Annotated in this window: 14 protein-coding genes; 9 read left to right on the top strand and 5 right to left on the bottom strand. The window is 72.7% G+C overall.

From position 1 onward, the window contains the following. Nucleotides 1–3: 3 nt before the first annotated feature. Complete coding sequence (locus ABZ860_RS32835) at nucleotides 4–900, bottom strand: aminoglycoside phosphotransferase family protein (protein WP_357227754.1); 897 nt, start codon at nucleotides 898–900, stop codon at nucleotides 4–6. A gap of 401 nt (nucleotides 901–1,301) precedes the next feature. On the opposite strand from ABZ860_RS32835, the gene ABZ860_RS32830 reads away from it, so the two are divergent. After that, nucleotides 1,302–2,654, top strand: a complete 1,353-nt coding sequence (locus ABZ860_RS32830) for a family 43 glycosylhydrolase (protein ID WP_357227643.1) — start codon at nucleotides 1,302–1,304, stop codon at nucleotides 2,652–2,654. 46 nt (nucleotides 2,655–2,700) lie between these two features. Here the strand turns inward: ABZ860_RS32830 and ABZ860_RS32825 are convergent, their stop codons facing one another. Both ABZ860_RS32825 and ABZ860_RS32820 read right to left on the bottom strand, forming a co-directional pair. After that, entirely contained in the window at nucleotides 2,701–3,255 is a 555-nt protein-coding gene (locus ABZ860_RS32825) for a dihydrofolate reductase family protein (RefSeq protein ID WP_357227640.1), read from the bottom strand. A gap of 156 nt (nucleotides 3,256–3,411) precedes the next feature. After that, nucleotides 3,412–5,631, bottom strand: a complete 2,220-nt coding sequence (locus ABZ860_RS32820; RefSeq protein ID WP_357227637.1) for a glycoside hydrolase family 3 C-terminal domain-containing protein — start codon at nucleotides 5,629–5,631, stop codon at nucleotides 3,412–3,414. A 122-nt stretch (nucleotides 5,632–5,753) separates the two neighbouring features. Between ABZ860_RS32820 and ABZ860_RS32815 the strand changes: the two genes are divergently transcribed. The 8 genes from ABZ860_RS32815 (at nucleotide 5,754) to ABZ860_RS32780 (ending at nucleotide 13,433) form a co-directional block, all read left to right on the top strand. Then, complete coding sequence (locus tag ABZ860_RS32815) at nucleotides 5,754–6,329, top strand: helix-turn-helix domain-containing protein (protein ID WP_357227635.1); 576 nt, start codon at nucleotides 5,754–5,756, stop codon at nucleotides 6,327–6,329. A gap of 131 nt (nucleotides 6,330–6,460) precedes the next feature. Then, a complete protein-coding gene (locus tag ABZ860_RS32810; RefSeq protein WP_357227633.1) occupies nucleotides 6,461–7,210 on the top strand; it encodes a GntR family transcriptional regulator in 750 nt (249 codons plus the stop codon). Then, the gene (locus tag ABZ860_RS32805; RefSeq protein WP_079312946.1) at nucleotides 7,194–7,421 is read left to right on the top strand and encodes a 4Fe-4S dicluster domain-containing protein; all 228 of its coding nucleotides are present in this window, start codon (nucleotides 7,194–7,196) and stop codon (nucleotides 7,419–7,421) included. The genes ABZ860_RS32810 and ABZ860_RS32805 overlap by 17 nt, the downstream gene beginning before the upstream one ends. 12 nt (nucleotides 7,422–7,433) lie before the next feature. Further along, nucleotides 7,434–8,846 (top strand): ABC transporter substrate-binding protein, encoded by a 1,413-nt coding sequence (locus tag ABZ860_RS32800; RefSeq protein ID WP_357227631.1) that lies wholly within the window; start codon nucleotides 7,434–7,436, stop codon nucleotides 8,844–8,846. Continuing rightward, nucleotides 8,843–9,730, top strand: coding sequence for an ABC transporter permease (locus ABZ860_RS32795; RefSeq protein WP_357227628.1), 888 nt, complete (start codon nucleotides 8,843–8,845; stop codon nucleotides 9,728–9,730). The genes ABZ860_RS32800 and ABZ860_RS32795 overlap by 4 nt, the downstream gene beginning before the upstream one ends. Further along, the gene (locus ABZ860_RS32790) at nucleotides 9,727–10,488 is read left to right on the top strand and encodes an ABC transporter ATP-binding protein (protein WP_357227626.1); all 762 of its coding nucleotides are present in this window, start codon (nucleotides 9,727–9,729) and stop codon (nucleotides 10,486–10,488) included. The genes ABZ860_RS32795 and ABZ860_RS32790 overlap by 4 nt, the downstream gene beginning before the upstream one ends. Continuing rightward, nucleotides 10,489–13,296, top strand: a complete 2,808-nt coding sequence (locus ABZ860_RS32785) for a fumarate reductase/succinate dehydrogenase flavoprotein subunit (RefSeq protein ID WP_357227625.1) — start codon at nucleotides 10,489–10,491, stop codon at nucleotides 13,294–13,296. Further along, entirely contained in the window at nucleotides 13,293–13,433 is a 141-nt protein-coding gene (locus ABZ860_RS32780) for a hypothetical protein (RefSeq protein ID WP_357227623.1), read from the top strand. Before ABZ860_RS32785 ends, ABZ860_RS32780 begins: the two co-directional genes overlap by 4 nt. Here ABZ860_RS32780 and ABZ860_RS32775 read toward each other — a convergent pair. Both ABZ860_RS32775 and ABZ860_RS32770 read right to left on the bottom strand, forming a co-directional pair. Beyond that, entirely contained in the window at nucleotides 13,420–14,526 is a 1,107-nt protein-coding gene (locus tag ABZ860_RS32775) for a putative sulfate exporter family transporter (RefSeq protein WP_357227621.1), read from the bottom strand. The genes ABZ860_RS32780 and ABZ860_RS32775 overlap by 14 nt on opposite strands. Continuing rightward, nucleotides 14,526–14,663, bottom strand: coding sequence for a hypothetical protein (locus ABZ860_RS32770; protein ID WP_357227618.1), 138 nt, complete (start codon nucleotides 14,661–14,663; stop codon nucleotides 14,526–14,528). Before ABZ860_RS32770 ends, ABZ860_RS32775 begins: the two co-directional genes overlap by 1 nt. Nucleotides 14,664–14,758: the final 95 nt, after the last annotated feature.

The raw sequence follows: 14,758 nt of genomic DNA, 5'->3' as shown, positions 1-14,758 counted from the left end.
GGCTCAGGCGGGGCCGCCGTCCGCCAGGATGCGTTCCAGGGTGCGCCGGCCCATCCGGCTCATGACCGGATTGGTCTCGACGTAGTACCAGACGGCCCCCATCGCCTGCGCGAAGGCCCACGCCTTGCCTCGCTCCCACTCGAGGTCGTCGCACCCCAGGCCGAGGCGGAGCACCTGGCGCGGCCCCGGCTCCAGCAGATGCCAGGCGCTCACGAGATCGAGAGCGGGATCGGCCGGCCCGAAGCCGCCGCCGTCGAGAATCCCGGCGAGGCGGCCCGCGGACACGAGCACGTTGCCGGGGATGAGATCACCGTGGGTCATCGCGTCGGCCGCTTCGCGCGGCAGGACCCGGAGCCTCTCCCACATCCGGCGCAGCCGGGGAACGTCCAGCAGTCCTTCACTGCGTGCGAAGCAGGTCTCCATCCACGCGTCGTGGGCCCGCAGGTCGCCTCCCCGGCCCGTGCCGGAGAACGTGCGGCCACGCGTGGCGACCGCGCGCAGGTCGGTGATGAGATCGGCGAGGTCGTGGGCGAACGCGACCGACTCGCCCGGGTCCTCGTCGGTCGCCACGGCTCCGGGCAGCCACGTCTGCACCGACCACGGAAGCGGATATCCCGCGCCGGGCTCGCCGAGCGCGACCGGCTCGGGCGCGGGAAAGCGGGTGCTGCCCGCCAGTTCGCGGGCCGCCTCCGCTTCGGACTCCAGCCGGCGCCGGATCGCGTCGACCGGCCCGGGCTGCAGGGGGAACCGGGCCGTGAGACGGTCGCCGACGCGGAAGATGGCGTTGACCGTCCCATGGGAGGCGAGGCCGGTGACGGGCAGGTCCCGCCACTGCGGGAACTGCTCGTCCACCAGGGCGCGCACTGTCTCCTGTGACACCGTGAGCTGGTCGGCGTGCATCTTCACGCCGGGAGCGTTCCGCGTTCCGGTCCTCTTCCGCAACCCGTTTTCGGCCCCTGAGGGACGGCTTCGGCCGCCCCGTCCGGCAGGCCGCCGTCAGGAAAAACGAATCGCCGAGAAAGGCGATTCGCTGGTTGTATCCTGTCGGCTTTTCGCTTTCCCGGCTTTTCTTTTGTGCGATCTGGCTGTGCGTCGGGCTGCGTCCGGGTCCGGGGAAAACGAGGGGAATCCCCGGCGACGGGCAATCCCGGTGGGAAGACGGGAGAATCCCCGGCGATGTCCCGGCCGATGCGGGCGTGTGGAGAACCTTTCTGTCGTCTGTTCACTGTCGAAATAGGTCTCACTACCGTGTCCTCCCGGCAGGGCGCCCGCGTCCTGCCGGACAAAGGAGGACGCTACTGATGACTGGTTCCGACAACGGGTTGTACGTGGGCCGGCGGTCCGTGCTGGCCGGTGTGGCGGGCTTGCTGGGAGCGGCGGCGCTGCCCGCGGCCGCCGCGCACGCGGAGCCGAAGGAGTTGCCGAACGGGGGCGCGCCGCAGGGGCGGTACCCGGCGAACTGGCCCGAGCTCGCGCCCTACGGCCTGGCGGACACGCGGGAGGATCTGTGGCCGCGTGACGACAACTCCTTCATCCTCCCGCTGGAGCTGCGCCCCCGCGACGAGGAGCTCGGCCGGGTCTGGATGCGGGACACCTACGTCAACTGCTTCGACGTCGGCGGTCGTCCGGTCTACGTCGCCACCGGCACCACCCGGGTGCCCGGGCTCCAGGCGGCCGCTCCGTGGAACGACGGCATCTTCGTGTGGACGGCCCCGTCCCTGCACGGGCCGTGGAGGCTGGCCGACACCACAGCCATCCGGCCGGACGCCGAGAAGGGCAAGGTGTGGTCGCCCGAGTTCGCCGGCGAGAACCGGCCCGGCCGCACGGTCGTCGCTCCCTGGCAGGAGTACTGGTACGACGACCAGTTCGGCAAGCGCGGCAACGCCTGGGCGCCCGAGGTGCACTACTTCCGCGGCAAGTGGTACATCGTCGCGTGCATGGGCGACCACTCCCAGAAGGTCGGCTCGTTCATGCTCGTGAGCGAGGGCGGGGTGGAGGGCCCCTACCGGCTCGTCCAGGGCAACTACGACAAGCCCTTCGGCGACTCCTTCATCGGCGGACCCGCCTTCATCAAGCCCGGCGCCTACCACCACATCGACGGCGGCCTCTACAGCGAGGGCGACGAGGCGTGGCTCGTGCTGCACAACAACCTCTACGCGAAGTTCCGGGATGACATGGAGGACATCATCCCGGCGACGAACCTGCCGAAGTTCCAGCAGACGCCCTACACGCCCGAGCCGTATCTCGAAGGCGCGTACGTGTTCAAGTACGGCGGCAAGTACTACCTCGTCCACGCCGCATGGGACCGGGCGTCGACCAACCCCGACGGCAGCACGCGGTACGCCTACGACACGGCCGCCCCCGGCCGCGTGCAGTACCAGTACGACGCGATCATCGCCGTCGCGGACACGTTCGAGGGCCCCTACTCCAAGCGCTGGACCCTGGGCGTCGGCGCCGGCCACAACAACATCTTCGTGGACAGCAGCGGCCGGCTGTGGGCGACCTTCTTCCGCAACCCCAACTTCGGCTACTGGGCCGACCCGTCGCGCATCGGCGACGCCGCCGTGCCCGGGGTCGTACGGCTGGAGTGGACCGGCCCCGAGGGCGACCGCCTGTACGTCGCGCGCCGCAACCCGGGGCACGGCAAGGATTGACCGGCCCGGCGCGGACCCGCACCACCGGATGGAGGGCGCCGGTCGGTCACGCGGCCGGCCGGTAGCGCACGTTCACGACCGGCGCGGGGTCGCCTCCGCCGAGCCGGTGGAGGCGGACCGGCTCACCGCCGGGGTTGTCGTACAGCCGGATGCCCTCGCCGAGCAGGACCGGCGCGATGTGCAGGTCGATCTCGTCGATCAGCCCCCGATCGAGAAGCTGCCGCCCGATGGTGGGCGAGAAGACTTCGAGGTTCCTGCCGCCGGCCGCCTCCAGCCCGATCCGCACCGCCTCGGCCACGTCGCAGTCCAGGAACGTGACGCCGTCGGCGGGCGTCGCGTCCTCGGGGTGATGGGTGAGGACGAAAACCGGACCGTCCCAGAGGCCGCCGTACGGGCGGTGGCCACCGGCCGCGTCCCAGCCGTCCCTGCCGCCCAGCACGGCGCCCGTGGTCCGGACGTACTCCTCGATCAGGCCCGGGCGGGCCGAGATCCCGGTCATCCAGTCCATCTCGTGGTCGGGCCCCGCCACGAAACCGTCCAGCGACATGGTGAAGTGCCAGAGCACCTTCCCGGTCGCGGTCTGCGGCTCGGTGTCGTTCATTCGTCGCCTCCCGCCAACTGATTGCGAATTGCAATCGGTGAACCAACGCTAGGCCATCCGGTTGCGGGCCGCAATCAGTTCGGCGGCCGGTGGTGCGAGGGCCGGCCGGCCCCGGTCCGCCGTCGACGGCCGGGGCGGCGGCTCCGGTCGTCGATGTCAGACGAGCGCGAGCTCGGCGGGTGCGGTGACGGCGTCGGGGTCGCCCGCGTAGGACGCCGCTTCGATCACGGCCGTCGGGGAGGTGGGGACGAATCCGGTCGGCGTCCACCTCTGCAGGGGCCGGATCGAGGCGGGCACGGTGACCCGGGCCGACGCTCCGGCCGGCAGGTCGACGGTGGCGAAGCCGAGCAGGACCCGGGTGGGGAAGTCGTCGGCGGCCGCGTCGACGCCGGTGGGCCGTCCGTAGAGCTGCACGACGTGGCGGCCGGCGCGGGAGCCGGTGTTGGTCACGGTCACCGCACCCGTGAAGGAGTCACCCTCGGGAGTGCCGACGGTGAGGTCGGCGAGGGCGAAGCTGGTGTAGGACAGCCCGAACCCCAGCGGGAAGGCCGGGGTGTGGCCGTCCCGGTCCAGCAGCCGCTGGCCGAACCACTTGTCGTAGGTGATGGCGGTGGCGTCGCGGTCGAAGTACGGCAGGTGCTCCTCGGCCGCCGGGGTCGAGTACGGCAGGCGTCCGGCGGCGTCGACGTCGCCGAGCAGCACGTCGGCCAGGGCCCGGCCGCCCTCGCAGCCGGAGTACCAGGAGACCAGCATGGCGGGTACGGCGTCGCGCCACTCCTCGGTGATGACGGCCCCGGCGGTGACGATCACCACGACGGTGCGGGGGTTCGCCGCCGCCACGGCCCGGATGATGTCGGCGTCGACGGGCCGGAGCCGCAGACTCGCGCGGTCGCCGCCGGCGCTTCCCCCGCTGATGGAGTCCACCGCGCCGGGCTCGGCCAGGAAGGCCGCGAACGCCTGCCCGGCGGGGTCGTCGCCGGGGGGCGGGAACAACGCCAGCAGCTCGGCGTCGGACAGCACGTCCCCGCCGACCCACTCGCCCTCGTCGGCGGCGGTGTAGCCGGCGACGACGACGGCGACGTCGGCCTGTGCCGCCGCGGCGGCGGCCGCCGCAGGGTCGTCGTCGGCCACGTGGGTGATCCGGGTCTGCGGGAGCGCCTCGGTCAGGCCCCGCAGCGCGGTGATCACCTCCGGGGCGCGCACGTCGGAGGACCCGTTGTCGCCGGTGTTGGCCACGTCCGCCAGGCGCCCGACGACCGCCAGGGAGGTGAGGGCGTCCCGCTGCAGGGGGAGCAGGGGCGCGTCGCCGACCGGCTCGTTCTTGAGCAGCACCATGCCGCGGGCGGCGACCTCGCGCGCCAGCGCGCGGTGCTCGGCGCTGAACACCACGCCGAGCGGAGGCTCGGGCTCGGTGAGCGCGGCGTAGTGGCGCAGCTGGGTGGCGAGGACGCGGCGGGCCGCCCGGTCGACGTCGTCCCAGCTCGCCCGGCCCGCCTCCAGGTCGGCGGGCAGGTGCTCGGCGCGCTGCTGGCGGAACGGCTCCTCCACGTCCAGCCCGGCGCGCAGCGAGGCGGCGGCGTCGCGCAGCCCCCAGATGAAGTCGGAGACGGTGACGCCTTCGAAGCCCCACATGCCGCGGAGCACGCCTTCCATCAGGTGCTCGTTCTGCCCGGCCCACTCGCCGTTGACGGAGTTGTAGGCGGTCATGACGCCCGACACGCCCTCTTCGACGATCCGGCGGAAGTGCGCCAGGTAGACCTCGTGCAGGGCGGCGTCGTCGGCGGTGACGTCGACCGTGAAGCGGGCGTTCTCCATGCTGTTGAGCGCGTAGTGCTTGACGACGGCCATGGCGTTGCGCTGCACGCCGCGGGTCAGCGCCGCGCCGAACTCGCCGAGCAGGATCGGGTCCTCGCCGTACGTCTCCTGGGCCCGCCCCCAGGCGGGGTGGCGGGGCAGGTTGACGCACACGCCGCCGAAGAAGTTGGCGCCCTGGGCGCGCATCTCACGCCCGATGGCGGTGCCGACACGCTCCTCGAGCGCCACGTCCCAGGTGGCGCCGCGAGCCATGGAGACCGGGAACGCGGTCGACTTACCCATCACCACGCCGCGCGGGCCGTCCGAGAACAACAGGCCGGGAATGCCCAGCCGCTCGACGCGGCCCATCGGGAGGGGGGTGAGGTTGTACCCGTTGGTCATCATGTCGGCCATGCCCGGCCAGAACGGCAGGTCTCCGTCCAGCAGCCACAGGCGTTCTTCCCGGGTCAGCTGCGACAGCAGCTCGTCGACCGCCTCGTCCAGGGGCCGGCCGTCGCGCACGGCGGCGACGGCGGCGGAGAAGGCAGTCGGAGAGGCGGGGGGAGAAGAGGGCGTCGACATGCGCACACAACTCTCTGAACAGGCGCGACAGTGCTGTCCACCGCGCTATCTACCAAACGGTAGATAAACTAGGCTGGTATCGTGATCGAAATCAACCCCCGCCTCCGAGGAGCCAGGACGGCATGACCCCCTCGCCGGGACGGCGCCGGCTGCCGCTCGCAGAACGCCGGGAGGAGATCCTCAAGGCGGCCACCGAGCTGATCGCCGCCTCCGGATTCAAGGGCGTCACCCTGGAGGCGTTCGCGGCGGCCTGCGGCATGACCAAGGCGGGGCTGCTGCATCACTTCCGCTCCCGGGAGGAACTGCTCATCGCGGTCCTCGAACGCCGGGACACCCTCGACCTCACCAGCGTGGTCGACACGCTGGAACCGGCGCCCGACGCGGCCGCCGCCCGTGCCGTCATGTCGGGATTCGTCCGCCGCAACCTCGCACAGCGCTCGCTCGTGCAGCTGTACACCGTGCTGTCGGCCGAGGCGCTGGACCCCGTGCACCCCGCGCACGCCTACTTCCGGACGCGGCTGCGCGAGGGCCGCGCCATGCTGGAACGCTACCTGCTGGCCTGGCATCCCCATCCCGATGCGGCCGCGGTGGATCTGCTCGCCTTCCTCGACGGCCTGCAGCTCAACTGGCTGCGCGACGCCGGCATCGACTTCGTCGCCCAGTGGGAGGCCTTCGCCGACCGGTTCTTCGCCGCCTGACCGTCCCGCGGGTGGCGGTTGTCGGCTCCGTCGGCATGAAACCGCAGGTCGAAGGGGTTTCGCGCCCTTCTCGAGTGGCGTAATCGCGCCGTTATCCAGGTATTCCTACCTGGAAGGTAGTCTTTTGCCTCATGGAGTTGGCGGACGCGAGACGGCGCCGGGCGGACAGGGCCCGCCAGGTCGCCGACCTGCTGCGGCGGGAGGTCGTGCACGGCGGTTTCGGCGGTGGTCACCTGCCGCTGGAGTCCGCCCTCGCCCGGGAGTTCGGGACCTCCCGCAACACGATCAGGGACGCCCTGGACCTGCTGCGCGACGAGGGCCTCATCGAGCGGTGCCCGGGCGTCGGCACCACGGTGGCCGCGGAGAAGTACCCGCACGGCCTGCACCGGCTGCTCGGCCTCGCCGAGACCCTCCGGGAGCACGGTGAGGTCACCAACGAGGTCCGGGCGATGGGGCTGATCCCGCCTCCCGCCGCCGTCCGGAGCCGGCTCGGCCTGCCGCCGGGCGAGTCCGTCGTCTACGTGGAGCGGCTGCGCAGGCTCAACGGGCTGCCGCTCTCGCTCGACCTGACCTATCTCGTCCGCGAGGTGGGGGAGCCGCTCTTCGACGCCGACCTCGTGCACAACGACGTGTTCGTGCTGCTGGAACGGGTCGCCGGCCAGCCGCTCGGCGTGGCGGAGCTGACCATCGAGGCCGTGAACGCCGACGCCCACACCGCGGCCGTCCTCGACGCGCCGCGCGGCGCGGCGCTGCTGATGGTCGAGCGCCTCACCCATCTGTCCGACGGCCGCCCGGTCGACCTGGAGTTCGTCAGGTTCCGCGGCGACCGCCTCACCATGCGTGGCCACCTCTGGAGGAACACCGATGACCCTGGTCAATAGCCGCGTCGACGTGCCCGTCACGATCGACGAGTCGCTGTGCATCGAGGGGTGCACGCTGTGCGTGGACGTGTGCCCGCTCGACTCGCTCGCCATCCACGAGGTCAGCGGCAAGGCGTACATGCACGTGGACGAGTGCTGGTACTGCGGCCCCTGCGCCGACCGGTGCCCCGCGGACGCGGTCACGGTGAACATCCCCTACCTGCTCAGATAGAAGGACACCCCCATGCGTAAGCTCTTCGCCGCCGTGGCGCTGCTGGCCGCGGCCGGGTGCTCCGTGTCCGCCGGCGCCGACGACGGCCGGCAGACGGTCGTCGTCGGATACCAGTCGAAGACCATCAACACGGTGACGGCCGGGACGCTGCTGCGCGGCCTCGGCTACCTCGAAAAGCGCCTCGGCGACAAGTACCGGGTCGAGTGGCAGGACTACGACACCGGCGCCCCGATCACCGCCAAGATGGTGGCCGGGAAGATCGACATCGGGTCGATGGGCGACTACCCGCTCCTCATCAACGCCTCCCGCACCCAGGGTGTGCCCTCCGCGCGGACCGAGCTCGTCTCGGTGACCGGCTACAACCTGCGCGGCGGGCTGAACGCGGTCGTGGTGCCCCCGTCGTCCGACGTGCGGACGCTGGCCGACCTGAAGGGGAAGAAGGTCTCCGCCAGCTCGGGGTCGGCCGGGCACGGCACGCTCGTCCAGGCCCTGGAGCGGGCCGGGCTCGACCCCGCGACGGACGTCGAGGTCGTGAACCAGCAGCCGCCGGTCGGCGCGTCCGCGCTGCAGTCGGGCAACGTGCAGGGATACGCCCAGTTCGTGGCCTGGCCGGGACTGCTGGTCTTCAAGAACCAGGCCAGGCTCGTCTACGACGGGTCGGCGCTCGGCGTGCCGACGTTCCACGGCGTCGTCGTACGGCAGGCGTACGCGAAGGAGCACCCCGACGTGCTCCAGGCGTTCCTCCAGGCCCAGATCGACGCGACGAACTATCTCCACGAGCACCCCGTGGAGGCGGCCGAGGCGGTCGCGAAGGCCACCGGCCTGCCGCCCGAGGTGGTCTACCTCTACAACGGCCGCGACGGCATCGCCTCGTTCGACGTGACCGTGAAGCCGCAACTGCTGGCCGCCCTGCAGCACGACGAGAAGTATCTCAAGATCATCGGCACCGACTTCACCGACGTCGACGTGACGAAGTTCGCGAACGACTCCTTCATCAGGAAGGCGTACGGCGCCTCCTACGACGCCGGCGTCGCGAGCACCGCCAACGCGGCGAAGATCACCGGAACCGACGAGGCCTGCGGGACCGCCGTGAGCGACCCGGCGAAGGCGGGCGAGCTCTGGCTCGCAGGGGAGGACCGGCTCCGCCCCGCAGCCACCCCGACCTGCCTGCTGCGCCAGATCGCCGCCGCCACCTCGAGCGGCGGGACCGTGCGGGCCGCCTACGTGCCCGACGCGGCCACCGGCACGCACTGGTTCGCGGACAGGTCGGTCTGGGTGCGCGACCCCTCGGCGGACGAGAACGAGCGGTTCACGCCCTTCACCACACGAGACGGCGCGCAGGCGTACCTGAAGGAGCACCCCCGGGCGCGGATCGTCGGCTACGACGAGGCGCTGAAGGCCGCGGCGGGAGGCGCGTCGCGATGAGCACTCCGGCATTGGACGCGACACTCGCCCCCGCCGCCCCCGCCGCAGGAAACGCCGGCGCCACCGCGGCGACGGGCCGGACGAGAACGGCTGCCGGCCTGCGCAGGTGGGCGGTCAGGCTGGCCTCCCTGGCGGCCGTGGTCGCGGTGTGGCAGTGGCTGACGACGGCGGACGCCCGGGTCGGGCTGCGGTTCGACCGGCTGCCGTCGCCCGCCGAGGTCGCGGCGGAGTTCGGCCGGCAGCTCGGCACCCGGATCTACTACCTCGACCTGGCCCAGAGCATGATCCGCATCCTCACCGGATTCGCGCTGGCGGCCGTGGCCGGCATCGCCCTCGGCGTCCTGGTCGCGCGGTCCCGCTGGGCCGCCGACGTGCTGCTGCCGCCCGTGGAGGTCGTCCGGCCGATCCCGGCGATCGCCCTCGTCCCGATCGCGATCCTGGTGTTCCCCACCGACGAGCAGGGCATCGTGTTCATCACGTTCGCCGCGGCGTTCTTCCCGATCATGGTGAGCACGCGGCACGCCGTACGGGCGCTGCCGACGCTGTGGGAGGACGCGGTCCGCACGATGGGCGGCGGGCGCGCGCACGTGCTGTGGAACGTCGTGCTCCCGGGCACGCTGCCGGGCGTCTTCGGCGGGCTGTCCGTCGGCATGGGCGTCGCCTGGATCTGCGTGATCTCCGCCGAGATGATCTCCGGGGAGTTCGGCGTCGGCTACCGCACCTGGCACGCCTACACGGTGGTCGACTACCCGGCGGTGCTCGTCGGCATGGCGTCGATCGGCGTGCTCGGCTGGGTCGCCTCGGCATCCGTCGAACTGCTCGGCCGGCGCCTCACCCGATGGCTGCCGCGTGCCGACGAGAGCGCTGGGGAGGGCACCCGATGAGCGCTCCCGCCGCCGAGGCCGCACGCGAGGACGCCGGGCTCGCCATCCGGCTGGAGGGTGTGTCGCTCGGTTACGGCCGGCACGCCGTGGTGGACGGCCTGCGGCTCGACATCGCCCCCGGCGAGGTCCTGGTGATCGTCGGCCCGTCCGGATCGGGCAAGTCGACCGTCCTGCGGGCGATCGCCGGACTGCTGGCGCCGCGCGCCGGGCGGGTCCTGGCCGAGGGCGTCCCCGTGACCGGGCCATCGCCCGACCGCGCGATGGTCTTCCAGGACGACGCGCTGCTGCCCTGGCGCACGGTCCTGCGCAACGTCGAGCTGCCGCTGCGCATCCGCGGCGTGCCGAGGCGCGAGCGCAGGACGGCCGCCGAGGGCTGGATCGCCCGCGTCGGCCTCGCCGGCTGCGAGGCCCGGCTGCCCCGCGAGCTGTCCGGCGGCATGCGGCAGCGGGTGCAGCTCGCCAGGTCCCTGGCGGGCGCGCCGCGCGCCGTGCTCATGGACGAGCCCTTCGGCGCGCTGGACGCGCAGACCCGGGCCGGGATGCAGCGCCTGCTGCTGGACGTGCTCCGCGACACGCTCGCCACGGTCGTCTTCGTCACCCACGACGTGGACGAGGCGCTGCTGCTCGCCGACCGGGTCGTCGTGCTCGGGCATCGCGGCGGACACGGCGGCATCGGACGCGTCCTGCGCGTGCCGGACCCGCGCACCCCCGACATCGACCGCGCCGGGCTGCGCGCCCGCATCATCGAGGAGCTCTGAATGGACATCCCTGCCCCGGCGGACCGTACGCATCTGGAGTGCCAGGTCCTGGTGGTCGGCGGCGGCACCGCCGGGACCATGGCCGCGATCACCGCCGCCGAACGCGGCGCCGACGTGATCCTGCTGGAGAAGGCGCACGTGCGGCACAGCGGCGCGCTGGCGATGGGCATGGACGGCGTGAACAACGCGGTCATCCCCGGCAAGGCCACCCCCGAGGACTACGTCGCCGAGATCACCAGGGCCAACGACGGGGTGGTCAACCAGCGCACGGTCTACCAGACGGCCACGCGCGGCTACGACATGGTCCGGCGGCTGGAGCGCTACGGCGTGAAGTTCGAGAAGAACGAGCACGGTGAGTACGCGGTGCGCCGGGTCCACCGCTCGGGCAGCTACGTGCTGCCCATGCCGGAGGGCAAGGACGTCAAGAAGGTGCTCTACCGGGTGCTGCGCCGCCGCGACATCCGCGAGAAGGTGCGCATCGAGAACCGGGTGATGCCGGTCCGCGTGCTGACCAGCGGGGGCCGGGCCGTCGGCGTCGCCGGGTTCGACACCCGCTCCGGCGCGTTCGTCACGGTCGCCGCCGGGGCCGTGATCCTCGCCACCGGCGCGTGTGGGCGGCTCGGCCTGCCCGCCAGCGGCTACCTCTACGGCACCTACGAGAACCCGACCAACGCCGGGGACGGGTACGCGATGGCCTACCACGCGGGCGCGGAGCTCAGCGGCATCGAGTGCTTCCAGATCAACCCGCTGATCAAGGACTACAACGGCCCGGCCTGCGCGTACGTCGCCAACCCGTTCGGCGGCTACCAGGTCAACGCCGAGGGGGAGCGGTTCGTCGACTGCGACTACTGGTCGGGCCAGATGATGGCCGAGGTGGCCGGGGAGATCGCCTCGGCCCGCGGCCCGATCTACCTCAAGGTCAGCCACCTGCCGGACGAGACGCTCACCGCGCTCGAGAACATCCTGCACACCACCGAGCGCCCCACCCGCGGCACCTTTCACGCGGGACGCGGGCACGACTACCGCACCCACGACGTCGAGATGCACATCTCGGAGATCGGCCTGTGCGGCGGCCACTCGGCCTCGGGCGTCTGGGTGGACGAGAACGGCGCCACCACGGTCCCCGGTCTGTACGCCGCGGGCGACCTGGCCTGCGTGCCGCACAACTACATGATCGGGGCGTTCGTGTTCGGCGACCTCGCCGGCGCCCACGCCGCCGAGCACCACCGCACGCCTGACGGCCTGCCGGAGGATCAGATCGCCGACGCGCACGAGCTGATCTACCGCCCGCTGCGCACCCCCGACGGCCCGCCGCAGCAGCAGGTCGAGTACAAGCTGCGGCGGTTCGTCAACGACTACGTCGCCCCGCCGAAGACCGCCAGGAAGCTGGACATCGCGCTGGAGACGTTCGAGCGGATGCGCGGCGAGATCGCGGCCATGGGCGCGCGGACCCCGCACGAGCTGATGCGCTGCGCCGAGGTGACGTTCATCAGGGACTGCGCCGAGATGGCCGCCAGGTCCTCGCTGATCCGCACCGAGAGCAGGTGGGGCCTCTACCACGACCGCGCCGACCTGCCCCGCCGGGACGACGACGAGTGGCTCTACCACCTCAACCTGCGCAAGAACGCCGCCGGGGCGATGGAGTTCGTCAAGCGCCCGGTCGAGCCCTACCTCGTGCCCGTCGAGGGCTTCGCCCCGCGCCCGGCCGAGCCCGTCCTGCTCGGCGCGTACGGCACGGCGGGCCCGGCGCGGCGCAGGGCGGGCGGGCGGCTCGCGGTGGAGGCGATCGGGCGCTCGCCCCGCATCCTCGAACTGCTGCGGCTCGCCGACGGCGAGCCCGCGCTGGACCAGATCACCCCCTACCTGTCGGAGGCCGACCCCAAGGTCCGCAGGGCGGCCGTCGCGACGCTGACCGAGACCGCGCCCCCGGGCGTGGAGACCGCGCTGACGCGGGCACTCGCCGACCCGCACGGCACGGTGCGCCGCGCGGCCGCCACCGGGCTGCGCGAGCTCGTCGAGGTGCTGCCCGCGACCGCAGAGTTCGGCGCGTCGCTCCGCGCCGTCGCGGGCTACCCGGAAGCGGGCCAGCCGGGAGAGGGCCAGCCGGGAGCGGGCCAGCCGGGAGAGGGCCAGGGCGGCGCGGGGGATCCGCTCGTCCGCGCGGCCGTCCTGGACGTCCTGCGGGCGCTGCGCCTCGGCGACGCCGCGTTGTTCGAGGCGGCGCTGGCCGACGCCGACACCCGGGTGCGGATCGAGGCGGTCAGAGGGCTGGTCGCGCTCGACGACGCGAAGCGGGTGGCGCTCGCCGCGGGCGACCGGGACCGCGAGGTGCGCGTCTGGGCGGCCAGAGGGCTGGGCGTCATCGGCCTGCCGCACGGCGCTCCCGCCGTCGCGCGCCTCGCCGCCGACCCCGACCCGCTCGTCCGGGCGGCGGCCCTGGAGGCGTTCGGCGGGCTCGGCCAGGCTGCCCACGGGGAGCCCGGCCTCACGGAGACGGCCGTACGGGGGCTGGCGGATCCGGCCTGGCAGGTGAGGGTGGGGGCGGCGCGGGGACTGGCCGCCGCCGTCCCGGCCCTGGCGGTGGAACCGCTGGTGGCGGCGCTGGCCGACCCGCACCTCGACGTGCGCAAGGCCGCGGTCCTCTCGCTGTCGGGGTGGGCGGCGCGGCCGGAGGTCGCCGCGGCCCTGCACGCCGCTCTCGGCGACTCCGACGCCGACGTCCGGGCCTATGCCCGCAGGGCGCTGGACGCCGTGCGGGCCGAGGCGGCCGAGGGTTCGAGCGCGGTCCCGGCGGGGGCGGGGGCATGAGCTCGCCGGCCGCGCCGCCGGACCTCTTCCCGGGGGACACGCACTGGTACGACCTGCCGGACGACGACGCGGCGCCGGAGGAGGCGGACGAGGACGGCGTGTCCGGGCGGTTCGGCCGGTGGCTCAGGCGACGGTGAAGCCGCTGAACAGGACCGTGGCGAGCCCGAGGGCCAGCAGCACGTTGGCCACGGTGGCGGCGGCGAAGACGGCGACCGGACGCCAGCCCGCCTCCCGGAGCGAGGCCACCCGGAACTCCAGGCCGATGCTGACGAAGGCCAGGATGAGGAACCAGGTGCGCAGGTCGTTGGCGACGCCGACGACCGCCTTGCCCTCGGCCGCGCCGACCGTGGTGAGATACCACGTGGTCAGCACCGAGGCCGCCAGGAAGCCGAGCACGAACTTCGGGAACCGCCGCCACAGCTCGCCCGCGCCCGGCCGTTCGGCGCCGGGACGGCGCTCGATCCGGAAGGCGAACCAGGCGGTCAGCGCGACCACCACGACACCGATCAGGGCGTTCTGCGTGACCTTGACGATGGTGGCGACGGCCAGCGCGTTCTCGCCCGCGAGGGTGCCGGCCGCGGTCACCGCCGCCGTCGTGTCGATGTTGCCGCCGATCCAGGCGCCTGCCACCTCCGGGCTCAGCCCCAGGGCCGAGGCCAGCGCCGGGAGGACGAAGATGGACGGCAGGGCGAACGCGATCACCAGGCTCGCGCTGTAGGCGAGCTGCTCGCGCCTGGCCTGTACGGCTCCCGCCGCCGCGATGGCGGCGCTGACGCCGCAGATGGACACCGCGGCCGACAGCAGCGCCCGCAGCCTGTCGTCCAGACCGAGGCGGCCGCCGAGCCACCAGGTGAACAGGAACACCGCGCTGATCAGCACGATGCCCTGGACGATCGCGGGACCGGCCGCGGTGACGATCACCTTCAGGTTGATCGACGCCCCGAGGAGCACGAGGCCGGTCTTGATGAAGAACTCGGTGCGGAAGCCGGCGGCCAGGCGGTCGCGCAGCCCGGTCGCGGTGAGGACCGCGTTGCCCAGCAGGCCGAGGGCGATCGCGTAGACGGGGTACTCGATCGCCTTGGCCAGGCCGGAACCCGCGAACCACTCGGGCACGCCCTTCTCCAGGGCTCTGGTGCCGGCGGCGAGGACGAGGACGGTGAGGACGCCCAGGGCGGGCCACTGCCACGCCGTGGCCCTCGTCGTGGTGGGGACGGCCGCTTCGCTGCTCATCACGGCACCAGCCCCGTCGGGATCACGCCGGTGAGGACCAGCACGAGGAGGACGAGGCCGACGACGGTGGCGGCCCAGTCCTCGTTGATCGCGGCACGGGTGTGCTCGCCGACGGTCGGGGGGTGTTCGTTGCTCACGCCGGACGCCTTTCTCGGGAGTGCGAGTGCTCGGCTCGACTGTGGGGCGCTAATACCCATCAAGTCAATAGGAAATGCAGGGAAAGCGTGAGTAG

The organism is Microbispora sp. NPDC046973 (genome assembly GCF_040644495.1).
Taxonomy (GTDB): domain Bacteria; phylum Actinomycetota; class Actinomycetes; order Streptosporangiales; family Streptosporangiaceae; genus Microbispora.
This window is presented reverse-complemented; position numbering and strand designations above follow the sequence as displayed.